The sequence below is a fragment of the Streptomyces sp. BF23-19 genome, assembly GCF_041106355.1.
In the GTDB taxonomy this organism is placed as follows: Bacteria; Actinomycetota; Actinomycetes; order Streptomycetales; family Streptomycetaceae; genus Streptomyces; species Streptomyces virginiae_A.
This window is the reverse complement of the sequence record NZ_JBGBPT010000010.1, coordinates 62,246-84,907: the sequence shown is the minus strand read 5'-3', so window position 1 is coordinate 84,907 and position 22,662 is coordinate 62,246. Positions and strand designations below refer to the sequence as shown.

Sequence of the window (22,662 nt, the reverse complement as noted above, 5' to 3'; positions counted from 1 at the left end):
CCCCTGTCGCACTGCCTCTACCGTGACCGACACCAAGCCATCATCCACGATCCCCCTCGCGACCGAGCGCCCGCGCCAGGACAGCGGAACGCTCATACGGTGCGATGGGTTCTCAGCGGCCGGCGACCTTGTCCGTGCGGTCCGTCTGCGGTCCCAGCTGCTGCAGTTCGGCCAGGAGTTCGCTCTGGCCCGTCAGGAGCTCGGTCAGGATGCGGCGCGCCGCGCGCAGGAGGTCGGCCACGTCGCCGCCGGCGAGGGCGTAACTGACGGTCGCTCCGTCCCGGATGGACACGACGATGCCGGACCGGCGCAGGACCGCCAACTGCTGGGAGAGGTTCGACGCCTCGACATCGATCGCGGCGAGGAGGTCGCGTACGGGTACGGGGCCGTTCTGCAGGAGTTCCAACACGCGGATGCGGACGGGGTGTCCGAGCATGCGGAAGAACTCGGCTTTCGCCTGGTAGAGGGGTACCTGCATTCCCATGAGTGCTCCTGCTGTTGCTTCAAACCTTGCTTGGGGGCGCGGGGCTTCCAGTCGGCCGACCACCCATACATTCATACGGACGGGCCCACGCACGCCCGGCGATTACCTGTTTCAGATGTGCCGGATTGAAGAATTCTTCAACTCTTGGGCATGCGTGGGCGCGAAAACGCCGGGTTCAGAGCTCCAGGGCGGCCTCGATGCGCTTGAGCTGGTGGCGGGCCATGGCCAGGTTGGACTGACCCTTGTCCAGTACGAGGTACAGGAAGAGGCCGCCGTGCCCCCGGCCCTTGAGGAGCCGGATGAGGTGGTACTGGCCGCCGAGGGTGATCAGGACGTCCTCGATCTCGTCCTTCAGGCCCAGCATCTCCATCGTGCGGACCTTCGCCCGGATCACATCCGTGTTGCCCGCGGCGGCGACCGTGAGGTCGAGCTCCTTGCCGCCGCCGAGGGTCCCCAGCGCCATACCGCTGGTGTAGTCCACCAGCGCGGCTCCCATCGCACCCTCGATCGAGGTCATCGTCTCCTTCAAGGAGACCTCAACGTTCGCCATCGGTATTCGCTCCCTTGCCTGCTACGGAGTCCGCCCGGTGATCGGTTCCTACTGACACCGGACGGCTTGTGATCCCGACGCTACCGAGCGTGCGTGGCGGCGTACGGGGAACGGGGGATTGCGTGGAATGTGCGCATCGCACCCCTCTGCCCCACGCGCCCCACCTGTCCCACGCGTACCGGCGCGCCCGGCCGGGACCGCCGGCCCGCCGCACTCCGGCTACTCCCGTGGAAGTACCCGGGGTGCAGCCGGCCGTACGACGACCGGCGGGGCCTTTCGGAGGAGTCTCGGGGTGAGACGAAACGTCCAAGCTTCCGAGGAGATGAACCGAGATGGATACCTTCACCACCCTCGCCTACGACGGGCCCGGCCCGTGGATCCTGTTCGTTCCGCTGATCTGGGCGGCGGTCGTCGTGGGTGTCGTCACCGTGCTGCGCCGCACCGTCCGGCGCGGGCGCCGCGGGGCGGCGGCCGCGTACGGGGAACGCTCGCCGATCGCGATCCTGGGCCGGCGCTTCGCCGCCGGGGAGATCGACGAGGAGGAGTACTGGCGGCGGCTGTCCGTCCTGGACGAGCAGTTCGGCCGCTCCCTCAAGGACGGGGCGGCATGACCCCGCCGCTCACGTCGCCCCTCCCTGCGACAGTCCCCGCTCCACGCCCGGAGTGCGGGCCGTGGCGACCAGCAGGGACTCGGCGACGGAGGTACGGGCGTAGAGCACGGAGCGGCCGGCCCGGTGCGAGCTGACCAGGCCGGCCGCGCGCAGCGCGGTGAGATACTGGGACACTCCGGCGGCCGAGAGCCCCGTACGGCGGCCCAGTTCGGTGGTGGAGGCAGGGCTCTCCAGTTCGGTCAGGAGCCGGGTCCGGGAGCGGCCGAGTACGGCGGCCAGGGCCTCGGCACTGCCGGCGGTTCGAGGTTCCCACAGGGCGCCGGTGCCGCGCGCCGGATAGGCCAGTTGCGGCGGTTCCGGGGGCGTCACGCGGGTGAAGGGCACCGGTCCGGTGAAGACCGACGGGATCAGCAGCAGCCCCGCGCCCGCCGTACCGCGGGACAGCGGCCGGTGCCGGCGGGACAACCGGAGCGCATCGTCGCCCCAGCTCACCGAGGGGTGCAGGTCGTTGAAGAGACGGCCGGCGCCATGCTCGGCCGCCTGCCGGGCCCGGTGGAAGACATCGGCGTCGAGCACCGCGCGGATCCGCGCCCAGTAGGGCGCCAGGGCCAACTCCCAGTAGGTCTCGATCTCCTCGGCGACCCGGACCAGGCGGGCCCGCGGATCGGCGTACAAGGTCCGCGTGCGCGGGCCGAGGCGTCCCTGTTCCTGTCGCAGGCGGTCGAGGTCCAGGCGGACCCGGCCGGTGGGAGTGGCCCGGACCCTGTCCAGTTCCTCCGCCAGGGAGGGCGCGGGTCCGGTGGGCGCCGGGTTGAGGAAGTCGGGTACGTACCCCGAGGGCGGGATCAGTTCGGCCAGCCAGCCCCGGTCGAGGCCGGCGGCCGCCAGCCGCGGCCCGACCTGATCGGTCCAGGGCCGGTGCACGTGGGGCGTGGCCCCGGAGGCCAGCAGCCGGTAGCTGGGCCCGACCTCCCACATCGGTGAGACGGCGAACCGCATCTGCGCGAGATCGCTCACGGAGAATGCCAGTTCCGCCCGCACGTCCACCCCGAGGATTCAGTCATGCCTTAATCAATGGCCTGGCAGCCTACCGGGTGCGGATCATCCGGGCATGACCTCACAGACGAAGACCGCGGACGCGGCGGGCACCTGGAACCTCGGTGACCTGAAGATCAACCGGATCGGCTTCGGCGCGATGCGCCTGCCGCAGACCGGCGAGGCGTTCGCGGACGACGCCGTGCCCAGGGACCGCGGCCAGGCGATCGCCGTGCTGCGTCGGGCGGTCGAGCTCGGCGTGAACCACATCGACACCGCCGCGTTCTACTTCTCGCCGCTGCGCTCCGCCAACGAGCTGATCAACGCGGCGCTGGCCCCCTATCCGGAGGACCTGGTGATCACCACCAAGGTCGGACCGGGCCGGGGCCCGTCCGGGACCTGGCTCGAACACGCCACCCCGGAGCTGCTGCGCGGCCAGGTCGAGGAGAACCTGCGCCAGCTCGGCCGCGACCACCTCGACGTGGTGAACCTGCGGATCGTCGGGACCGACTCCATCGCGGAGCGTTTCGGCGCGCTGGCCGAGCTCCGCGACGCGGGCCTCATCCGCCATCTCGGCATCTCCAACGTCACCCCCGAGCACCTCGCCGAGGCCCGTGCCATCGCGCCGGTGGTCTGCGTGCAGAACATGTACGGGATCGGGGTGCGGCCCGAGCATGACGGGTTCGTGCGCGCCTGCGGCGAACAGGGCATCGCGTTCGTCCCCTTCTACTCCATCGCCGGCACCGGACGGCAGGCGGGCGCGAGCGGCGCCGAGCACGAGGAGGTGCGCGCCGTCGCCCGGGCGCACGGCGCGAGTCCGGCGCAGGTACGGCTGGCCTGGACGCTCGGGCGGGGACCGCATGTTCTGGCCATTCCCGGCACGGGCGACCCCGACCACCTGGACGCGAACGTGGCCGCCGGAGCGCTGCGTCTGTCCGAGGCGGATCTGGCCGTCCTGGAGGCCGTGCACCACGGCTGACCGGACCAGGCACCGCGAGGCCGGCCTGATCGGCGGGACGCCCCCTACCTAGGGAAGGTCGTCGGTCGGCGGGTCGGCCTCGTACACGTGGGGGGTGTCCCCCTGCCAGTCCAGCAGGTCGGCGCCGCCGAGGACCACGTCGTCGGGGTCGGGCATGCCGGCTCGGCGCAGGAACTCGATGACGTCGTCGTCGGAGCGGGCCAGGCCCAGGGACTCCTCTCCGTTCGAGGTCCGCAGGGTCACCTGGCGGCCACCCGACGGGTGGATGCGGTGGACGACGACGGGTGCATGGTGCATGCCTCCAGCCTCGCCCCGTCGGCCCGGCCCGGCACCCCAGGGGGTGTCAGGGGGTGCGGCCGACCGTGGCGGCGCGGTCGGCGCGCTTGGGGATGCGGAGCGTGGAGGGGTCGGGGTAGGTGGCCTTCTCGGCCTGCAGGACTTCCTCGATCCCGGCCTTGAAGGCCGGCTCGAAGAAGTCGACGGCCAGCAGCAGCCTCAGTCCCTCCAGGGTCGGGTCGAGCAGCGGGCGGCCCATGCGGGCGCCGCCGCCGCTCAGGCCCGCGAAGCCGGCGCGGGCGCTCTCCGGTCTCTCTCCCGCGCGCTCCTCGAGGCCGGCGGCGGCGTAGCCGGCGATCAGCGCGAGTTCGGCGAGGTACTTGCGGGCCCCGAGGGCCATCTCCTCGGCGCCCTGCAGGGTCTGGACCGAGCCACCCGCCACTTTGAAGTCGTCGCTGATCCTCTTGAGGCCGCGCGCCTCGTACACGGCGCGGGCCTCCTCGAAGAGCCGCCCCGCCTCGTCGACCGCCTTCATCGCCGTCACCAGCTGGTCGATGTCGATCTCGCGCTTCACGTTGCCTCCTGGTCCGGAACTGTGCTGCCCCGACCGTAGGAGGCGGAGCCACCGGTGCGGAACACCTGTGCACGGTCCGTTATCGACGCCTTCGGTGCGGTCCGGGACCTCTCTTGCGGCACCGTCGTCAACTGGCCATGCGGTCTTGCGAGTTGAAGCCGGCATCCCAACAATGCGCATGACAACCGGAGGATCTTCGGTCGCATTGTCCTCAGAGGGGAACCCCCACATGAACAAGCCTCTCACCGGCGCCTTGCTCTCCCTGCTCCTGCTGGGAGCGGCGGCCGGCCCCGCCGTGGCCGCGCCCACCGCACCCACGGCCACGCCACCCACCGCCCCCGCGGCCACGGCCGCGGCGGTCGACTTCGCGGGCACCGTGGCCCTCAGCAACTGTTCCGGGTCCGTCGTCCGCGCGCCCGGCTCCGGGCCGAACGACCTCGCGCTGGTCCTGTCGAACGGACACTGCCTGGAGTCGGGCTTCCCGGCGGCCGGCGAGGTCGTCAAGGACCGCCCGTCCAGCCGCTCGTTCTCGCTGCTCAACTCGGCGGGATCGAAGGTCGGTACGCTCCGCGCGAGCAAGGTCGCGTACGCGACCATGACCGACACCGACATCTCGATCTACCAGCTGACCCGGACCTACGCCCAGATCCAGAGCCAGTACGGCATCACCGCGCTGACCCTCGACGGAGCCCGCCCGACCCAGGGCTCGGCCATCAAGGTGGTCTCCGGCTACTGGAAGCGGATCTACAGCTGCAACGTGGACGGCTTCGCCTACCGCCTCAAGGAGGGTGACTGGACCTGGAAGGACTCGGTCCGCTACACCTCCGCCTGCAACACGATCGGCGGCACCTCCGGGTCACCGGTCATCGACACGGCGACCGGCAAGGTCGTCGCCGTCAACAACACGGGCAACGAGGACGGCGCCCGCTGCACGGAGAACAACCCGTGCGAGGTCGACCAGAACGGCAACGTGACGGTCCGCCAGGGCATCAACTACGCGCAGCAGACGTACATCGTGGTCCCCTGCATAGCCCCCGGCAACAAGATCGACCTGAACCGCCCCGGCTGCACCCTGCCCAAGCCGTAGTCCCGCACGTGTCCCCGCCCGACCGGAAAAGCCCCACGGCCGGGCCCCGGGCGGGGATACTCGAAGGCGTGGAACTGCACATCGATCACCGCTGGCTGCTGGAGCGGCAGGAGGCGCTGTTCAAGGACGTGGCGGTGGCCGATCACTCCGCCCTGGTCGCCGCCGTGGCCCGCCATCGGGTGAACACGCCGAGCCTGGAAGTGGACGACCCCGACGCCTACTGGCGTGCCGCCGCCCTGCTCGACGCGATCGTGCTGCTCCGACCGCTCCCCGACTCCAACGAGTACTTCGCCTACGGGGTCGCGGTCGCGTACATCGAGGCCTCCGGCAAGGCCGTGGACGCCACCTACGAGCAGTGGCGCGACCTCATCACCGACATCCGCATGCTGCGCGCCACCGTCTTCGACGTGGCCGCCCGGCTCCGCTCCTGGCAGCCGACGCAGAGGCCCTGAAAGAGGTCAGCGCCTGCGCTGCGCGGGGGTGCCGACGAGGAGCGCGTCGGACACCAGGCGTGCGCCGCGGGCGAGCCGGCCCAGCTGCTCCAGCTCGACGGCGTACATCCTGATCGAGTTCTCGATGACCGACTCGGCGATGCCCATGGTCGGCAGCTCGGCGCGGCTGGTCTGCAGGGCCGCCCGCACCGCGCGCATCTCGTGCTGCAGCTGGAGCTGGACGTGCCGCGCCAGGAGCGCGTGGTGGCGGGTGAGGGTCAGGTAGCCGCCGTAGCGGGCCGGGAGCAGATCCCGCAGCCAACGCGTGGCCGTGCGCTCCCAGTCGTGCGTCCCGGGTGCCTTGACCTGCATGGGCCAGTCAGGGCTGAGGGTAAACGTGGCCGTCTGAGGCATTCTCGTCACTTCCGAGTGGTGTCGAACTCTGATCGAGACGTTCTTGGGGGGCGGCCTCGGCCCAGGGGTTGACCGAGGCCGCCATGGGCGCTCTGCGGGGATCCGAAAGCCTGGACCCGACGCGCGGTCGCGACCTGAGGAGGTTCGTCGTACCGCGAGTACGTTCGGGAGGACATGGGGGTCCTCCTTGGCATCTGGTGGATCCGGAGCGCCGTCGTCAGTAAACATATATACCGTCGAGTAAGCAAGAGTATGAAAAATTTCATGCACTTCGAGGGCTGAATATCGCCTGGTGAACCAGGCCGCGGGGGGGGCTACAGGAAGAAGCCGTGCTGGTCGGCCACGTGCTCGTAGCTCTCCAGCCGCGCCTGGGTCCGCTCCGGGTCCGCGTCGGCCATCGCCTGCAACAGGGCCGCGGACAGCATGCCGGGCGCCGCGTACGAGTCGAAAACCAGTCGGGATCCGGTCCCCGCGGTCAGGGCCACGTCCGCCTCGTCCACCAGCGGCCCCAGCGTGGGGTCCGTGATCAGGACCACACGCAGCCCCGTACTGCGGGCGGCCCGGATGGCGGCCAGGGTCTCCTTGGCGTGCCGCGGCATGGCGAAGGCCAGCACCCAGGTCCCGCCGGCCGCCCTGGACTGCAGCAACGCGTCGAAGGCGACGCTGCCGCCGCGGGTCACCAGGCGTACGTCGGGGTGGATGCGCCGGGCCGCGTACGCGAAGTACTCCGCGAGCGAGACCGAGATGCGCAGGCCCAGGACGGTCAGCGGCACCGAGGCGGCCAGCTCGCGGCCGATGTCCAGCACCTGGTCGGTGTCGGCGAGCAGCCTGCGCACGTTCTCCAGGTTGTCGATCTCGGCGTCGACGGCTTCCTGCAGCTCGTTGCGGCGGATCTGCGCGCGGGTGTCCGGGGCGCCGGCGATGGCGCTGAGCGCGATCGGCTGCAGCACGTCGCGCAGGGCGGGGTAGCCGCTGAAGCCGAGGGAGGCGGCGAAGCGGGTCACGGAAGGCTGGCTCACGCCCACCCGCTCGGCCAGTTCGGTGATCGAGAGGAACGCCGCCTCGGTGAGGTGGTCGATCAGGTATTGGGCGATGCGGCGCTGGCCCGGTGACAGGCGGCGTCCGTCGAAGAGCGCGAGGAGCCGGTCGGCCGGAGGACGAACCTCTTCGGACGACTGACCTCCTGGTGTGATCGCAGCCGCTTGTGCGCGTGCCTGCTGCCCCGATGACACTCGAGGGCCTCCCTAACTCATGTCACTCGCGCTCCAACATAGCTCACCCCCTGTGGCCGATGATGATCAGTCCTGGGCGCGTGAGGTCACGGGAGCGTTGGTGCGGTCGCCCAGGAACTCGTACCAGCGGCGCTGCAGGCACAGGTAACGGGTGTCGGCCTCGACGAGGTCGAGGAAGGAGCCGATCGTACTGGTCAGGCGCTCGCCGAGGCCCGGGTCAGTGAGGGCTCCGTCCTCGGTGAACGCCTGGTGCGCGCCGGCGAGGCTGAACATGTCCGGGTAGACGCGCGCGCCGAGGTGTTCGAGCGGTACGCGCAGGGCCCAGAGCCCGCGGTTGCCGCCGACCATCGAGGGCGAGGCCGACACCAGCAGGGTCTGCTTGTCCTTGAAGGGCTGCGGGCGGTAGCGCGAGACCCAGTCGATGGCGTTCTTGAGCACGCCGGGCACGGAGGCGTTGTACTCGGGCGAGGCGATGATCAACGCCTGCGCGGCCTCGATCCGCGCGCACATGGCCAGGGCCCCTTCGGGCAGTCCCTCGTCGGCCTCCGCGTCGCCGTCGTACGGGGGCATCGGGAAGTCGGCGAGCGTGGCGGCCCGTACGGTGGCACCGGCCCGGGACACCAGCGAGGCGACGAGGGAGCCGAGGCGGGCGTTGACCGATCCGGTGCGGGAGGAACCGGACAGGACGAGCACCTGCAGGGAGGTACGCGCGGGCTCGCCGTCGTGCGGACGGGCCGGATCCGCCGGGAAGTGGTCGATGTCGGTCGGGTTCATGCCGTCTTCTCCTGCTCTCTGCTGCGATCGGCCCGCCGCGACCCGAGCGGGTCGACGCGGGTCGACGCGGCGCCGGGCACTCCTCGGGGCCACGCGCGGCGGGACCCGCACACTTCGGTGTGCGGGTCCCGTCCGGGCCCGGGTCACTTGGCGCCCGGGTTCTCCCAGCGGTAGAACTCGTGGGCCATGGCGTCCTTCGGACTGCGCCAGGTGTCCGGGTTGTGCGGGCTGATGTAGGCGGTCAGCCGGTCGCTGAGGTCCCGGAACTCCGGGTGCTCGGTGACCTTCGCGATGGCCGGGCCGGGCGGCCGGTCCGACTCGATCAGGTGCAGGTAGACGTCGCCGAACTGGAACAGGCTGCGGCGCGTGACCCCTACCAGGTGCGGGAGTTCACCCGCGTCCGAGCCCGCGAAGAGCTCGGCGATGTCCGGCGCCGATCCCGGCGCCATCCGGGCGACGATGAGAGCGCGGTGCGGCTGGTTCATCCGTGCGTGCCTTTCGTCTCAGACTCGGCTGACGGCGGGGGCTCGGCCCTCACGCTGACGCTTCTCGATCTTGTCCCGGATGAGGGCCATCTGGATCGGGGAGTTGCGGTTGATGTTGTCCGTCATCCACGCGTCGTCGACGGGGGCGTCCGGCTTCATCGCGAAGTCCTGGGTCCACTTCATCCGGGTGCCGCCGGGCACCTTGAAGTACTGCCAGTGGATGTCCATGTGCGCGAACGGGCCGGTCTCCACCCGCCGGGCGCGGACCGTGAGGCCCTTGCGGTCGACGGTCCGCTCCGAGACCCAACTCCACACCTTGCCGTTCTCGTCGGGGTGCATGGTCAGGCGGAAGCGGGTGGTGTCGCCCCGCTCCTCGAGGATCTCGAGGGAGGCGTACTCGCTGAACAGGTGGGGCCAGCTGGGGAGATCGTTGGTCATCTCCCAGACGACGTCCACGGGCGCGTTGACGGTGATCTCGTTCTCGGTGTGTCCTGCCATGTCAGGCTCCGGTCATCAGACTGTGGTTGACGAGGTCGAGGAATTCCCCGGGGGTCTTGCAGCGGTCGGCGTGGGTGGGCAGGGCCCGCCCCCGCCGGTTCTCCGGTTCGCCGACGATCCCGAGCAGGCCCGGCGAATCGAGGCCGTACTCGTCGAAGGCGGAGTGCGGACGGCTCGCCGGCTCGGTGGGATCGACGGTGATACCGGCCTTCTTCATGAGGGCCGCCAGTTCCTCCAGGGTCAGCCGGCCGGACATCTTGTTCTCCCTTCTTCCTACGAGCCCTTGCGGACGACGAGCGCGGAGTTCGACCCCATCCGGCCGCGGCTGAGCACCAGTGCGGTGCGCAGCTCCGCGGTGCGGGCGCTGCCCGTCACCACGTCGAGGTCGTGGCACACGTCGTAGACGTTCGGGGTCGGCGGGACGATGCCGTGCTCCAGGGCCAGCACCGCGGCCGCGGTGTCGAGGGCGGGAGCCGCGCAGTACGCCCTGCCGGTACCGGACTTGGGCGCCGTGACCGGCACCTTCCGCCCGTACGCGCCGAGGGCGTCGGCGATGGCGGCCGCCTCGGCCGCGTCGGCCTCCGGGGTCCCGATGGCGTCGGCGAAGACCACGTCGATCTCCTCGGGCGCGCAGCCGGCTTCCCGGAGGGCGCCGCGGATGGCGTGGGCCAGTCCCTCGCCGGACGTGTCCCGTCGCCGGGTGCCGCTGAAGGTCGCACCGTGACCGGCCACGACGGCCCGTACGGTGGCGCCGCGGCGCCGGGCCTGCGTCTCGTCCTCGACGACGAACATCGCGCCGCCCTCGGCGGGGACGAACCCGCAGGCCTTGTCGGTGAACGGCCGGTAGGCGCGCTCGGGATCGTCCTGGGTGCTCAGCCCCTCGTACTCCAGCTGGCAGACGATGGAGTACGGCGCCAGCGGTGCCTCCGTCGCCCCGACCAGCATGGCCCGGCTGCCCTGGCGGATCCCGCGGACGGCGTGCGCGAAGGCGTCCAGGCCGCCCGCCTCGTCGCTGGCCACGACCCCGCAAGGGCCCTTCAGCCCGCGCCGGATCGAGATCTGGCCGGTGCTCGCCGCGTAGAACCAGGCGATCGACTGGTACGGGCCCACGAAGCGCGGCCCCTGTTCCCACAGGTGCTGCAGTTCTCGCTGGCCGAACTCGCCGCCGCCGGATCCTGCGGCGGTGACGACGCCCACGGAGAAGGGGTCGCCCTCGTAGTCGGCCCGGCCGAGCCGGGCGTCCTCCAGGGCGAGGTCCGCCGCGGCGAGCGCGTGGTGGGTGAAACGGTCGGTCTGGACGAGGAAACGGTCCTCGACCAGGGCGCCGGGGTCGAAGCCCCGGACCTCGCCCGCGACGCGCAGCGGCAGGTGCTCGCAGCCCGCCCTGGTGACCCGGTCCAGCACGCTGAGGCCGGACTGGGTCGCCTTCCAGAAGGCGTCGGCGCCCACGCCGTTGGGCGCGACGACTCCGATGCCCGTGATGACCGTACGGCTGGTCACGAGACCTCCTCCTTCGGCTGGGTCATGACCACGGCGGACTGGAATCCGCCGAAGCCGCTGCCCACCGAGAGCACGCTGCGCAACTTCCGGCCGCGGGCGACCTTGGGCACGTAGTCCAGGTCGCACTCGGGGTCGGGCGTCTCGTAGTTCGCGGTCGGCGGTACCACCTGGTGGGTCATGGCGAGTACGCATGCCGCGAGTTCGATGGCGCCGATCGCGCCGAGGGAGTGCCCCACCATGGATTTGATGGAGGTCATCGGCGTCTTGTAGGCGTGGTCGCCCAGGACCCGCTTGACCGCCGCGGTCTCGTGGCGGTCGTTCTGCTTGGTGCCGGAGCCGTGCGCGTTGACGTAGTCGATCTCGTCGGCGGCGACGCCGGCCTGGGCGAGGGCGGTTTCGATGGCCCGGGCCATCTCCAGGCCGTCGGCGGTCAGCCCGGTCATGTGGTGGGCGTTGCCGAAGGTGGCGTAGCCGCCGATCTCGCAGTAGACGGTCGCACCGCGGGCGCGGGCGTGTTCCAGCTCTTCGAGTACGAGGACGGCACCGCCCTCGCCGAGGACGAACCCGTCCCGGTCGGCGTCGAACGGCCGGGAGGCGTGGGCCGGGTCGTCGTTGTTCGGCGAGGTCGCCTTGATGGCGTCGAAACAGGCCACCGTGATGGGCGATATGGGTGAGTCGGAGGCGCCCGCGATGCAGACGTCCATCCGGCCCTCCGCGATGGAGTGCACGGCGTAGCCGATGGCGTCGAGCCCCGAGGTGCAGCCGGTGGAGACCGTCTGGACCGGGCCTCGCGCCCCCGTCTGCTCCGCCACGGCGGAGGCGAGGGTGGCGGGGGTGAAGGCCCGGTGCAGGAACGGGCCGGCCCGCTTGTGGTCCACGTCCCACCAGGAGCCGGACTGGCTGACGGCCACGTAGTCGTGCTCCAGCCGGGTGGTGCCGCCGACGGCGGTGCCGAGGGAGACCCCGGTCCGCCAGGCCTCGTCCGTGGTGAGGTCGAGTCCGGCGTCCTTCACCGCCTCCCGGGCGGCGACCAGGGCGAACTGGATGTAGCGGTCCGCCCGGTCCGCCTCGCCCGGTTCGAGGCCGTGCGCGGCGGGGTCGAAGTCGACCTCGGCGGCTATCCGGGAGCGGAACCCGGCCGGGTCGAAGAGGCTGATCCCGCGGGTCGCCGTACGGCCGTTGGAGAGCAGCTCCCAGAAGTCGCGGACGCCGATCCCGCCGGGCGCGACGACACCGACTCCGGTGACGGCCACCCGCCGGCGGGTCACGAGACCGCTCCCGTACGGTCCGGGGGCTGCTCCCACGCGGTGCCCTCCGGGTGCGGGGCCTGCTCGGTGTCCACGTGGCCGAGCTCGGGGCGCGGGGCCAGCGGGCCGAGGTGGAAGACCATGCGGGCCTCGGTGTCCCCGACGTTGCGGAAGCGGTGGCGCATGTTGAGCGGAACCAGGAGCCCCTGGTCGGTGCGCAGCGGGTGGGCCTCGCCGTCGAGGTCGACCTCGAGGCGGCCGCTGACCACGTACACGAACTCCTCGGAGTACGGGTGGTAGTGCTCGGCGATCGACTCACCGGGGGCCATGATCGCCAGGCCCATGAAGCCGCTCGTGGAACCCACGGAGGTCGGGGTGAGCACCGCCCTCAGGTCTCCGCCGCGCCGGCGGTTGGGGGGCGTCTCGCTGAGGTCCACGATGCGTGGGCGCTGTTGGGTCATGGCGGGTTCCTCCTGCGTGTGGGGAGAGCCTGGGTGCGGATGGGTGGGTATCGGGGGGGGTGGGGCGACCGGGTGGAACGGGCCGCTGGGCGGACCGGACGGGCCGGACAGGCCGGACAGGCCTGACGAGCCGGACGGACCGGGGGATCAGGAGTCCGCGGGTGCCCGGCGGTCCGTGATCAGGTTCATGGTGTGGCCCGTGGCGCGAACCCGCCTGCCGGCCCGGGCCGTCAGCCGGTCGAGCACCGCCGCCTTGCGCGGTCCCGAAACGCCGAAGGTGGTGTCGGGCTCGGCGTCGAACGGACCGCGGACGTCGATGAGCCGGACGACGATGTCGTCACGCTGGAAGATGCTGCTGCTCCGAACGGGGCTGCCCGGGTTCCGTGCGGCCGCCTCGTCCTGCCGGGCCAGGAACTTGGCGAGCGCTGCGCCGCAGCCGGGCTTGGCCGGGTAGAAGAGCGCGTGCCGCTGCACCTCGGCGGACTCGGGCTCGGGTGCGGCGATGTGGTGGACCGCCGGGAGCGCGGCGCGCATGAAGAACATGCGGGCGGACTCCGGATCGTTCAGGTTCCGGTCCTTCTCCAGGTGCGGGTTGAGTGCCTCTTCCGCCGCCCGGACCCCGGGCTGCTCGGAGACGTGGCGCAGAGCCGCCATCAGGTCGCCCTGGACCTCCACCGTGCGCACGACGCGGTTGCCGTACATGAACAGCGAGGTCCGGCAGAGCCGGGTGTGGTCGTCGACCCGGGCCTCCGGCGAGGCGTAGCTGGAGAGGATGGAGGCGACCTCCTTCTCGCTGCCCGGCTTGACCGTGAAGGTGAGGGCGTGGCGCACGATGCCGGCGCCCAGCCGGGGGGTCTTCTGCAGGCGCGCCGTCGCCGGGCGGTCCGCCTGGCCGTAGCCGCGCCCGGTCTCGCGCAGGACGGTGAACTTGAGCGGGCGCATCGCGCGGGCGCACGCGCCGAGCGGCTTCACCTGTTCGGCGTGGTGCTCGCTGTTGACCCATGCGAGGTACTGCGGGGCACTCTCCCACTCACTGGTGATGAGCCATTGGGAGGGATTCTCGAAGGACTGGCACAGCTGGTCGCTGATGTGGCCCGGAACCGACGCGATGTCGTGGCGGAGCTGTTCGTACGCCTCGAAGAACTGCTGCTGGGTCCCCTCGTGGAGATCCATCAGCAGGACGACCCGGAGCATGGAGCCGTCGAAGGCTGACTGCGACACCCGTTCGGACAGGGTGGTTGTCATCTACTCACTCCTTCATGAGGGGGTGGAGATCCATCGCGTACGGACCCCTCGTCCGTCACCGGTGGCGTCCGCCCGGGCCGGCGGCCGCCTCGGTGGGGAACGGCAGGCCGGCGCGTCTCAGGGGGAGCCGCTGTCGCTCATCGTCATCCGGGTGGGGACGTACCGCTACATGTCCGGATCAAGCGGGTGACAACCGGCGAATCAACTGGGCCTCATCGCGGATCGGGGGCATAAAGACTCCACTCCCCCACACAGAAAACAGGAGCCCGCAGCTGATGGAAGACAACGCCGATGTTCGCGTACCGGTTCTCGTCGTGGGCGGCTCCCTCGTGGGCCTGTCCACCTCGCTTTTCCTGAGCCGCCACGGAGTGAGGCACCTGCTGGTCGAGAAGCACTCCGGCACCTCCGCGCACCCGCGGGGCCGTGGCATCAACGCCCGGACGATGGAGCTGTTCCGCACGGCAGGGGCGGAGCGCGCGATCCGCCGGGCGGCGTCCGTACTGGAGGGAAATCAGGGCATTCTGCAGGCCCGGTCGCTGACCGACGGCGACCACAACTGGCTGGTCAAGTCGATCGATCCGGCCGGGGCGCTGGCCCGGTTCAGTCCGACCGGCTGGTGCCTGTGCAGCCAGAACAACATCGAGCCGGTGCTGGCCGAGCAGAGCCGTGAGCTGGGCGCGGACGTACGGTTCTCCACCGAGCTGATGAGCTTCGACCAGGACGCCACGGGGGTGAGCGCCGTGGTGAAGGACCGGGAGACGGGCGAGCACATCACCGTGCGCGCCGACTTCCTGATCGCCGCGGACGGACCGCGCAGTCCCGTCAGGGAACAGCTGCGGATCCCCCAGACGGGTAACGGCGAGCTGTTCCACAACGTGAGCGTCACCTTCCGCTCGGAGAAGCTCGTCGAGGTGCTGGGCGACCTGCGCTTCATCGTCTGCTACCTGATCCGCCCGGGGGCCGACGGAGCACTGCTGCCGGTGGACAACAAGACGCAGTGGGTCTTCCACGCCCCGTGGCACCCGGAGCAGGGCGAGACCCTCGAGGACTTCACCGACGAGCGCTGCGTGGATCAGATCCGCGACGCGATCGGCGTACCCGACCTGGACGTGCAGATCGGCGGCAAGGCACCGTGGCACGCGGCCGAACGGGTGGCGCAGCGGTATTCGTCCGGTCGGGTGTTCCTGGCCGGGGACGCGGCCCACGAGATGTCCCCCACCGGGGCGTTCGGCTCGAACACGGGCATCCAGGACGCGCACAACCTGGCGTGGAAGATCGCCGCGGTACTGGACGGCTCGGCCGGCATCGAGCTGCTCGACACCTACGAGGCCGAGCGGCTGCCCGTGGCCAGGGCCACCAGTGAGCGGGCGTCGGCCCGGTCGGCCGAACACAGCCACCCGGGGTACGCGCCGCCGCCCACCATGGGCGGCGGGCCGGGCAGCGGGGTCCTGACCACCGCCATGGGCTACTGCTACCCGCAGGGCGCGCTCATCGGCGGCGAGCCCGGACGGCCCGTCATCCCGGAGAACCTGCGCCTGGTCGGCGACACCGGGACCCGGGCCCCGCACATGTGGGTGACCCGGGCGGGTGAACGGATCTCCACCCTGGACCTCTACGAGCGCTCCTTCGTGCTGCTCAGCGGTACGGGGACGCCGTGGCAGGCGGCCGCACAGCGAGTGGCCGAGCAACTGCCGCTGCGGTTGGACGCCTACACCATCGGCTCCGGGCCGGATGCCGACCTGGTCCAGGAAGGGCGCTCCGACTGGACCGAGGTCCACGCGATGAGCCCCCAGGGCGCCGTGCTCGTACGGCCGGACGGGTTCGTGGCCTGGCGCTCGGACGAAGCCGTGGCCGATGCCGCGGCGACGCTGCGCGAGGTCCTCTCGACGGTGCTGCGCCGGGCGTGAGAACCTCTCCCCCGATTCCGCCGGCCGGGCGTGCGGCCGGCGGAAGGGGTTCAGCGGCAGGCCCAGCAACCTGCCCAGCAGCCGGCGGCCGGTACGGCGGTACGCCGGCGGCCGGGCCCGGCGGCGCCGGCCTCGTCGCCGCCGCCGGAGGTCCGCCCGGCGTAACACGCGACGACGACCGCGATCGCGGCCAGTTCCTCAGGGGCGGCGACGCCCCGCTCCACACGCAGCAGGCTCGCTATCGGGACATCCTTCGACATCGGCACGGCCTCTCTCACGGGGGCTGCGCGTGCGCCCGGTCGCTTCGCGAGGGGCGGACCGGCTCGGCTCCGGCGCGGGCGGCACACGGGTGGCTCGGAGCGCTGACGGGACGTGTTCCGCATGAGCGAACCGGCCGGCGGACTCCGGTGGGAACACCGGGAATCCTGTCGCGACCGACGCTACAAGAGCGGGTCCCGCGCGGCACTCCGGACCGGCCGTGGTGACCGGCCACCGGCCGCTGCTGTGCCGGGGCTGCGCCGGGAACCTGTACGCCGTCTGCACCATGGACCACGCGGGCGGGAACAGGGTCGGGCAGTGGGAGGTCGACCACGAGATGCCCGTGCCGTGCCCGTTGTCCGGTCTGCTGCCGTTGACCGGGACGGCGTCCTCCGTCCATGACCTGCCCGGCGCCGAGGAGGTACTCGGTCCGCCGGTATGACGTACGGCGAGTTGGTCCGTACGGGTGAGCGCCCCGCCGCCGCCGTCGGCCGCCCGTCGGCGGCGGCGGTACGGGCCCCTGATCGACGAGACATCCCGTAGCGTTCACTGCTTGAACTCCCCCTGCCTGCAAGCGCTTTGCCGGTTCAATCTCTTGACTGCCCGTGAGGGCGCGGAGGACAGTGTCCAGCGGCGCCGTTCTGAGAGCGCTCTCAAGGCGCCGATCCGCTGACCCTTCCCCCCGCACCGCGCCTCGGCGCGCTTCAGAGAGGGCACCCATGCACGAGATATCCGGCAGGAAGCGGCCGACGGTCCGGCGGGCCGTTCTGGCCGCGCTCAGCACGATCACCGTGGTCGCGGCCGCCGCCGCGGCCGTGATCCTGCCCGCGAGCGCCGCGGCTCCCCCCACACCGACCGGCTGGTCCCGGGTGTTCCTGGACGAGTTCGACGGAGCCGCGGGATCCGGGGTGAACACCGCCGACTGGCAGTACACCACCGGCACCTCCTACCCCGGTGGACCGGCCAACTTCGGTACCGGCGAAATCGAGACGATGACCGCCGACCCCTCCAACGTCTCCCTCGACGGCACGGGCAACCTGCGCATCACCCCGCGTCGGGACGCCGCCGGCAACTGGACGTCCGGCCGTATCGAGACCCGGCGGGCCGACTTCGAGCCCCCGGCGGGCGGCAAGCTCCGGTCGGAGGCCCGCATCCAGATGCCGAACGTGACGGGCCCGGCCGCCAAGGGCTACTGGCCGGCTTTCTGGATGCTCGGCGCGCCTTATCGCGGCAACTGGTGGAACTGGCCGGGCATCGGCGAGATCGACATCCTGGAGAACGTCCAGGGCCTCAACAACGTCTGGGCCACCCTGCATTGCGGCACGAGCCCGGGCGGCCCCTGCAACGAGACCTCCGGAATCGGTGGCCGGCGCGTCTGCCCCGGCGCCACCTGCCAGGCCGGCTTCCACACGTACGCCGTCGAGTGGGACCGCTCGACCGCGGTCGAGGAGATGCGCTTCTACGTCGACGAGTTCAACTTCCATACGGTGCGGGCCGATCAGGTCGACGCGACGACCTGGACCAACGCCACGAACCACGGCTACTTCATCATCCTGAACGTGGCCATGGGCGGCGGCTTCCCGGACGCCTTCGGCGGCGGCCCGGACGCCGGCACCCAGCCCGGGCACGCGATGGTCGTCGACTACGTGTCCGTCCTCCGGTCGACCGGCGGCACCACACCGCCCACCACCCCGCCCACCACCCCGCCGACCACCCCGCCCGGTCAGCGCGACGCGTACACGGCGATCCAGGCCGAGTCCTACGACGGCCAGTCGGGCCTGTCCACGGAGAGCACCACCGACAGCGGCGGCGGTCAGAACCTCGCGGCGATCGGCAACGGTGACTGGGCGCTCTTCCGGGGCGTCGACTTCGGTTCCGACCCGGCCCGGCAGTTCTACGGACGGGTGGCCGGCGGTGCGGCCGGCGGGGTCAGCGGCCTGGTCGAGGTCCGGCTCGACAACCCGGCCTCGGCTCCGGTCGGCAGCTTCTCGGTCGCCTCCACCGGCGGCTGGCAGAGCTGGCGTACGGTGCCGGCGAACATCACGGCGGTCACGGGCACCCACGACGTCTACCTGACCTTCGCCAGCGGCCAGCCGGCCGACTTCGTGAACGTCAACTGGTTCGACTTCGGTCACTGACGGACGGCGGTGTCGTCCCCGTGGGACTCCGCGGGGACGACGCGGGCGCGGCCCCGGTGGACGGCCGGGGCCGCGCGGGACAGGCTGGTGACCGACCGCCGCAGGAGGCCGCAGCCGAAGCCGCAGCAGGAGGACGACCCATGGCCGACGAGGAACCCCGCGCCGAGCTGGACGCGCGCTACAGCGACGAGCGGGCGAAGGCCGTGCCCTGGCGGGAGGCCGTCACCCGACTGGCCGCGGCGGAGCTGTACTGGCTGACGACCGTACGCCCCGACGCGCGGCCCCACGTCACCCCGCTGATCGGCGTCTGGGCGGACGGCGCCCTGCACTTCTGCACCGGGCCCGAGGAACGCAAGGCCAAGAACCTCCGCGGCAACGCGCACGTCGTCCTGACCACCGGTACCAACACCCTCCACGAGGGATTCGACCTGGTCGTCGAGGGTGTGGCGGCCCGGGTCACGGATCCCGAACGGCTGCGCCGGCTCGCCGCCGCCTGGGAGGCGAAATACGGCGCCGAGTGGCACTTCGACATCGGCGACGGGGTGTTCGTCAATCCCGACGCGGGCGAGGCGGTGGTCTTCGCGGTGCGCCCGAGCACGGCCTTCGGTTTCGGCAAGGGCGGGTACAGCCAGACGCGCTGGCTCTTCTCCTGACCCGCCCCTGCCCGGCCGGCCTGTCCCGCGGGAACCGTGACATCGGTGGGGTTAGGCTCGAAGCAGGTCGCGAAGGGGATGGTGCGCATGTGCCGGTGGCTCGCCTACTCGGGTTCGCCCATGCTCCTCGACACCGTGCTCTACCGCCCGGAGCACTCGCTGATCAACCAGAGCCTCCGCTCCCGGATGGGCGCGGAACCGACGAACGGCGACGGTTTCGGCATCGGCTGGTACAGCGCCGACGGCGATGGCACACCGGCCGTCTTCCGGGACGTCGGCCCCGCCTGGAACAGCCGCAACCTGCAGGAACTCGCCGCGCACGTCCGCTCGCCGCTGTTCTTCGCGCACGTCCGCGCCTCGACGGGTTCGGCGATCCAGCAGTCCAACTGCCACCCGTTCCGCCACGGCCGCTGGCTGTGGATGCACAACGGCGCGATCGCGGACTTCCACCGGCTGCAGCGTGACCTCTGCATGGCCGTCGATCCGGCGCTCTTCCCGTGCATCGAGGGGTCCACGGACTCCGAGGTGATGTTCTACCTGGCGGTCACGTTCGGTCTCGACCAGGACGCCCCGGGTGCCGTGGCCAGGATGGCGGGGCTGGTGGAGCGCCTCGGCAAGGAGCACGGCGTGCCCGAGCCGCTCCAGATGACGGTGGCGGTGAGTGACGGCGAGCGCGTCTGGGCCTTCCGCTACTCCAGCCAGGGGAAGTCCCGGTCGCTCTACTACAGCAGCAGGGCCGAGACCGTCCGTCACCTCCATCCGGAGCTGCCCTACCTCAGGGAGGTCTCGGACGAGACCCGCCTCGTGGTCTCCGAGCCGCTCGGTGACCTGCACGGCGTATGGAACGAGCTCCCAGAGAGCAGCTACGCGGTCATCCCCTCCGGCCCCCACTCGGACTACCTCCCGTTCCTTCCCGAACTCTGACCCGCCGGACCGGGCGAGGGCGTGGCGGGCGAGGTTGCGGGTAGGCGCTCCCCCGAAAAACATGTCCGTCGTCACCTTCCGTGTCCACATCGGCACGGTCGAGCCGAACCGCGAGGGCTTCGCCGTCGAGCCCGGCCGCTACCGGTTGGTGGTCAGCCGGGCCCTGAGCCCGGGCCCTGAGCCCGCGCCGGGAGCCCGCGCCCGAGACGCCGTCGCCGGCCCGGAACCCCGGCGCCGCCCGACCTCCGGTTCACCCGTCCAGAGGGTGCCAGGCCGGGCCGGACCCGTCCTGCCGGACCTGCCCGAACACCACGTCGGCGAAGTGGACGCCGAAGCCGATGGTGCCGGGCTCCGCCAGCTCGGCGACGAGGCGCCGGCGGTGACCGGCGGTGAGGGCGCCGTCGTGGTCGAAGCCCGAGGACCATGCCGGGTGGTCGATCTGGAGGGGCGAGTGCACGGCGTCGCCGAAGGCGATCAGACGGCGCCCGCCGCCGGTGATCACGTACTCGGCGTGCCCGACGGTGTGGCCGGGGGTGATCCGTGCACGCACGCCGGGGAAGATCTCCTGACCGTCCGTGAGCGTACGCACGCGCGGCGCCAGGGCCGCGACCTGCTCGGCCATGCCCTGGGCCACCAGGAGATCGCGCCCCTCCCATTCGAGTTCGGAGATCAGGTACGCGGCGTGGGCGAACACCGGGTGGTCGCCGCCGGGTGCGGGGTGGCAGGCCCAGCCGATGTGATCGGCGTGGAGGTGGGTGAAGGCCACCGCTTCGATGTCCTCGGGACGGCGCCCGAGTTCGGCCAGACTGCGCACGAGCGAGCCGCCCCGGATCGTGGCGAGCGGGCCGTCCGGGGCCGCGTGCTCCTGCGGGCCGAAGCCCGCGTCGATCAGCAGGGCCCGGCCGCCGTGCTCCACGAGCAGGCCGCCGACGCTCCCCACGAGGTGGCCCTCGGGGTCCAGGTACTCCGGGTGCGCGGCCCACACCTCGTCGGTGCTGTCCTGGAGCAGGTGCAGCGGGCGGAGCCGGACGTCGCCGTCCGGCACGTACGACACCTTGGTGTCGCCCAGCCGTATCGAGCGGATTCCCGCCGGTCGGCGCAGTCGTACGTCCTGAGTCGCCGTCAAGTCGGCCATGGGTTCTCTCCTGTGAAGTGCCATCAGGTCGCCGCGGTGTACTGCGGCGACGACGCCACCATAAACATCAAGTTCGAATCATTCAAGCTGTAATTATTTCGGCTTCACGGACTTGCTAGGGTGGTGGGATGACGACTCCCCCGGAGCTGCAGGCCATCGCCGAGCGCCAGCTGTGCGGCCTGGTGAACGGGCTGGCCCAGCGCATCGCGGAGCACGTACGGGAGCGCGCCGCCACCCTGGGCCTGACCGCGTCCCAGGCGACCGCACTGCGGGAGATGAGCGGGCCGATGACCATGCGCGAGCTCGCCGAACGCATGAGCTGCGAGCCCTCCAACACCACTTTCGTCGTCGACAAGCTGGAGAAGCAGCTCCTGATCGAGCGTCACCCGCACCCCACCGACCGCCGCGCGAAGCAGCTCGTCCTCACCGCCGAGGGCACCGCACTGCGCGAACGTCTCCTCGCGCTCCTCGCGGTCGACTCCCCGCTGGCCGGCCTCGCCCCGGAGGAGCAGCGCGCACTTCGGGACCTGCTGGAGCGGGCGGCGACCCGGCCGTAACCCGCCTACGGGGCAGCGACCGGGGGCGATCACCGGTTACCCTGCTGACCGTCGAGGCCACCATCCGTGGACACCGTGGAGGAACATCCGTGACCGAGCCGCGTCCCGGCAGCCGCCCCACCCTGGAGGCCGTCGCCGAGCACGCCGGGGTGTCCCGGGCCACCGCGTCCCGCGTGGTCAACGGCGGAGACGGGGTCCGCGCGCATCTGGTGGACCGGGTGCGCACGGCGATCCGTGAGCTGGGGTACGTCCCCAACCCCGCGGCCCGCACCCTCGTCACCCGGCGCACCGGGGCCGTCGCGGTGATCATCGCGGAGCCGGAGGTCCGGATCTTCTCGGACCCCTTCTTCTCGCGCCAGGTCCGCGGCATCGCCAAGGAGTTGACCGCGCACGACACCCAGCTCGTCCTGCTGCTGGTGGAGCACCGCGGCGACTACGACCGGATCGAGCGGTACCTGGCGGGCGGCCACGTCGACGGCGCCCTCGCCTTCTCCCTGCACACCGACGACCCGCTGCCCGCCATCACCCGCCGCATCGGCATGCCCACGGTGTACGGGGGCCGGCCCGGCTGGACCACCGGGACCGGGAAGGGCGAGGACGAGGGCGTGGTCTACGTCGACGCCGACAATCGCGGGGGCGCCCGGGAGGCGGTGCGCTACCTGCTGGCGCAGGGGCGGAGGCGGATCGCGCACATCGCCGGCCCGCTCGACCAGACCTCGGCGGCCGACCGGCTGAGCGGGTACCGGGACGCACTGGCGGCGGCCGGCCCGGAACTGTTCGCCGAGGGGGACTTCACCCCGGCGGGCGGGGCCCGCGCGATGGCGGAGCTGCTGGACCGGGACGCCGGGATCGACGCCGTCTTCGCCGGCAACGACCTGATGGCGACCGGCGCGCTGCGCGTGCTGCGGGAGAGCGGTCGCACGGTGCCCGGGGACGTGGCGCTGGTCGGCTTCGACGACGCCGAACCGGTGGCGGAGAGCGCCGATCCGCCGCTGACGACCGTACGCCAGGACATCGAGGGCATGGGCCGCCTGATGGCGCGGCTGCTGATGCGCAGCCTGAACGGCGGCCCGGACGGCGGTCGGCACGGGCGGACCACGCCCGATCCGGTGATCACCGCCACGGCCCTGGTGCGGCGCGCGTCGGCCTGACCCGGTACCGGGTCCGGTACCGGACCCGGCGCCCGGCCCCGTAGAGGGCCTCGTAC

Annotated in this window: 28 protein-coding genes; 11 read left to right on the top strand and 17 right to left on the bottom strand. The window is 71.6% G+C overall.

Features of this window, described 5'->3' with window-relative positions; all coding sequences use genetic code 11:
• Positions 1-112 precede the first annotated feature (112 nt).
• Together AB8A24_RS08575 and AB8A24_RS08570 are read right to left on the bottom strand one after the other, a co-directional pair.
• On the bottom strand, positions 113-478 hold the full coding sequence (locus AB8A24_RS08575; RefSeq protein ID WP_030758679.1) for a helix-turn-helix transcriptional regulator: 366 nt from the start codon (positions 476-478) through the stop codon (positions 113-115).
• Between the two features lie 181 nt (positions 479-659).
• Positions 660-1,034 (bottom strand): hypothetical protein, encoded by a 375-nt coding sequence (locus AB8A24_RS08570; RefSeq protein ID WP_030725676.1) that lies wholly within the window; start codon positions 1,032-1,034, stop codon positions 660-662.
• 332 nt (positions 1,035-1,366) lie between these two features.
• Between AB8A24_RS08570 and AB8A24_RS08565 the strand changes: the two genes are divergently transcribed.
• Positions 1,367-1,645 (top strand): SHOCT domain-containing protein, encoded by a 279-nt coding sequence (locus tag AB8A24_RS08565; RefSeq protein ID WP_328964774.1) that lies wholly within the window; start codon positions 1,367-1,369, stop codon positions 1,643-1,645.
• 9 nt (positions 1,646-1,654) lie between these two features.
• Here the strand turns inward: AB8A24_RS08565 and AB8A24_RS08560 are convergent, their stop codons facing one another.
• On the bottom strand, positions 1,655-2,644 hold the full coding sequence (locus AB8A24_RS08560; protein ID WP_369475285.1) for a transcriptional regulator: 990 nt from the start codon (positions 2,642-2,644) through the stop codon (positions 1,655-1,657).
• Positions 2,645-2,756: 112 nt separating this feature from the next.
• On the opposite strand from AB8A24_RS08560, the gene AB8A24_RS08555 reads away from it, so the two are divergent.
• The gene (locus AB8A24_RS08555; protein ID WP_328964773.1) at positions 2,757-3,659 is read left to right on the top strand and encodes an oxidoreductase; all 903 of its coding nucleotides are present in this window, start codon (positions 2,757-2,759) and stop codon (positions 3,657-3,659) included.
• Between the two features lie 48 nt (positions 3,660-3,707).
• Here AB8A24_RS08555 and AB8A24_RS08550 read toward each other — a convergent pair whose 3' ends face one another.
• Positions 3,708-3,956 carry a hypothetical protein gene (locus AB8A24_RS08550; RefSeq protein ID WP_328964772.1) on the bottom strand — a complete coding sequence of 83 codons (249 nt, stop codon included), beginning with the start codon at positions 3,954-3,956 and terminating at the stop codon, positions 3,708-3,710.
• Positions 3,957-4,002: 46 nt separating this feature from the next.
• Complete coding sequence (locus tag AB8A24_RS08545) at positions 4,003-4,509, bottom strand: hypothetical protein (RefSeq protein WP_266387207.1); 507 nt, start codon at positions 4,507-4,509, stop codon at positions 4,003-4,005.
• Positions 4,510-4,738: 229 nt separating this feature from the next.
• Between AB8A24_RS08545 and AB8A24_RS08540 the strand changes: the two genes are divergently transcribed.
• Complete coding sequence (locus AB8A24_RS08540; RefSeq protein ID WP_328964771.1) at positions 4,739-5,596, top strand: serine protease; 858 nt, start codon at positions 4,739-4,741, stop codon at positions 5,594-5,596.
• 68 nt (positions 5,597-5,664) lie between these two features.
• Positions 5,665-6,048, top strand: a complete 384-nt coding sequence (locus tag AB8A24_RS08535; protein WP_030725697.1) for a hypothetical protein — start codon at positions 5,665-5,667, stop codon at positions 6,046-6,048.
• A gap of 6 nt (positions 6,049-6,054) precedes the next feature.
• Here the strand turns inward: AB8A24_RS08535 and AB8A24_RS08530 are convergent, their stop codons facing one another.
• From AB8A24_RS08530 to AB8A24_RS08485, 10 genes are all read right to left on the bottom strand, one after another.
• On the bottom strand, positions 6,055-6,441 hold the full coding sequence (locus AB8A24_RS08530; RefSeq protein WP_030725700.1) for a hypothetical protein: 387 nt from the start codon (positions 6,439-6,441) through the stop codon (positions 6,055-6,057).
• A gap of 314 nt (positions 6,442-6,755) precedes the next feature.
• Positions 6,756-7,673, bottom strand: coding sequence for a MurR/RpiR family transcriptional regulator (locus tag AB8A24_RS08525; protein WP_328964770.1), 918 nt, complete (start codon positions 7,671-7,673; stop codon positions 6,756-6,758).
• 66 nt (positions 7,674-7,739) lie between these two features.
• The gene (locus tag AB8A24_RS08520; protein WP_369475284.1) at positions 7,740-8,372 is read right to left on the bottom strand and encodes an NADPH-dependent FMN reductase; all 633 of its coding nucleotides are present in this window, start codon (positions 8,370-8,372) and stop codon (positions 7,740-7,742) included.
• Positions 8,373-8,590: 218 nt separating this feature from the next.
• Positions 8,591-8,932 (bottom strand): TcmI family type II polyketide cyclase, encoded by a 342-nt coding sequence (locus AB8A24_RS08515; RefSeq protein ID WP_030725709.1) that lies wholly within the window; start codon positions 8,930-8,932, stop codon positions 8,591-8,593.
• A gap of 18 nt (positions 8,933-8,950) precedes the next feature.
• Positions 8,951-9,430: an SRPBCC family protein gene (locus AB8A24_RS08510; protein ID WP_328964769.1), complete on the bottom strand. Its 480-nt coding sequence runs from the start codon at positions 9,428-9,430 to the stop codon at positions 8,951-8,953.
• A gap of 1 nt (position 9,431) precedes the next feature.
• The gene (locus AB8A24_RS08505; protein ID WP_328964768.1) at positions 9,432-9,686 is read right to left on the bottom strand and encodes an acyl carrier protein; all 255 of its coding nucleotides are present in this window, start codon (positions 9,684-9,686) and stop codon (positions 9,432-9,434) included.
• Between the two features lie 17 nt (positions 9,687-9,703).
• Complete coding sequence (locus tag AB8A24_RS08500; RefSeq protein ID WP_328964767.1) at positions 9,704-10,930, bottom strand: beta-ketoacyl synthase N-terminal-like domain-containing protein; 1,227 nt, start codon at positions 10,928-10,930, stop codon at positions 9,704-9,706.
• The gene (locus AB8A24_RS08495) at positions 10,927-12,198 is read right to left on the bottom strand and encodes a beta-ketoacyl synthase (RefSeq protein ID WP_369475254.1); all 1,272 of its coding nucleotides are present in this window, start codon (positions 12,196-12,198) and stop codon (positions 10,927-10,929) included. Before AB8A24_RS08495 ends, AB8A24_RS08500 begins: the two co-directional genes overlap by 4 nt.
• The gene (locus AB8A24_RS08490; RefSeq protein ID WP_033225799.1) at positions 12,195-12,638 is read right to left on the bottom strand and encodes a cupin domain-containing protein; all 444 of its coding nucleotides are present in this window, start codon (positions 12,636-12,638) and stop codon (positions 12,195-12,197) included. The genes AB8A24_RS08495 and AB8A24_RS08490 overlap by 4 nt, the downstream gene beginning before the upstream one ends.
• Positions 12,639-12,785: 147 nt before the next feature.
• Complete coding sequence (locus tag AB8A24_RS08485; RefSeq protein ID WP_030725728.1) at positions 12,786-13,883, bottom strand: SchA/CurD-like domain-containing protein; 1,098 nt, start codon at positions 13,881-13,883, stop codon at positions 12,786-12,788.
• A gap of 275 nt (positions 13,884-14,158) precedes the next feature.
• Here AB8A24_RS08485 and AB8A24_RS08480 point away from each other — a divergent pair, with 275 nt between their 5' ends.
• Positions 14,159-15,790 carry an FAD-dependent monooxygenase gene (locus AB8A24_RS08480; protein ID WP_328964765.1) on the top strand — a complete coding sequence of 544 codons (1,632 nt, stop codon included), beginning with the start codon at positions 14,159-14,161 and terminating at the stop codon, positions 15,788-15,790.
• A gap of 50 nt (positions 15,791-15,840) precedes the next feature.
• On the opposite strand, the gene AB8A24_RS08475 is transcribed toward AB8A24_RS08480, so the two are convergent.
• On the bottom strand, positions 15,841-16,050 hold the full coding sequence (locus AB8A24_RS08475) for an acyl-CoA carboxylase epsilon subunit (RefSeq protein WP_033225802.1): 210 nt from the start codon (positions 16,048-16,050) through the stop codon (positions 15,841-15,843).
• Positions 16,051-16,268: 218 nt separating this feature from the next.
• Between AB8A24_RS08475 and AB8A24_RS08470 the strand changes: the two genes are divergently transcribed.
• The 4 genes from AB8A24_RS08470 (at position 16,269) to AB8A24_RS08455 (ending at position 19,763) form a co-directional block, all read left to right on the top strand.
• Positions 16,269-16,490: a hypothetical protein gene (locus AB8A24_RS08470; RefSeq protein ID WP_266387234.1), complete on the top strand. Its 222-nt coding sequence runs from the start codon at positions 16,269-16,271 to the stop codon at positions 16,488-16,490.
• Positions 16,491-16,767: 277 nt separating this feature from the next.
• Complete coding sequence (locus AB8A24_RS08465; protein WP_369475253.1) at positions 16,768-18,186, top strand: glycoside hydrolase family 16 protein; 1,419 nt, start codon at positions 16,768-16,770, stop codon at positions 18,184-18,186.
• A gap of 140 nt (positions 18,187-18,326) precedes the next feature.
• On the top strand, positions 18,327-18,839 hold the full coding sequence (locus AB8A24_RS08460; RefSeq protein WP_328964763.1) for a pyridoxamine 5'-phosphate oxidase family protein: 513 nt from the start codon (positions 18,327-18,329) through the stop codon (positions 18,837-18,839).
• Positions 18,840-18,926: 87 nt separating this feature from the next.
• Positions 18,927-19,763, top strand: coding sequence for a class II glutamine amidotransferase (locus tag AB8A24_RS08455; protein ID WP_266387242.1), 837 nt, complete (start codon positions 18,927-18,929; stop codon positions 19,761-19,763).
• A 250-nt stretch (positions 19,764-20,013) separates the two neighbouring features.
• Here the strand turns inward: AB8A24_RS08455 and AB8A24_RS08450 are convergent, their stop codons facing one another.
• Positions 20,014-20,898: an MBL fold metallo-hydrolase gene (locus tag AB8A24_RS08450; protein WP_328964762.1), complete on the bottom strand. Its 885-nt coding sequence runs from the start codon at positions 20,896-20,898 to the stop codon at positions 20,014-20,016.
• 128 nt (positions 20,899-21,026) lie between these two features.
• Here AB8A24_RS08450 and AB8A24_RS08445 point away from each other — a divergent pair, with 128 nt between their 5' ends.
• Positions 21,027-21,455 carry a MarR family winged helix-turn-helix transcriptional regulator gene (locus AB8A24_RS08445; protein WP_266387250.1) on the top strand — a complete coding sequence of 143 codons (429 nt, stop codon included), beginning with the start codon at positions 21,027-21,029 and terminating at the stop codon, positions 21,453-21,455.
• Positions 21,456-21,544: 89 nt separating this feature from the next.
• On the top strand, positions 21,545-22,606 hold the full coding sequence (locus AB8A24_RS08440) for a LacI family DNA-binding transcriptional regulator (RefSeq protein ID WP_328964761.1): 1,062 nt from the start codon (positions 21,545-21,547) through the stop codon (positions 22,604-22,606).
• Positions 22,607-22,662: the final 56 nt, after the last annotated feature.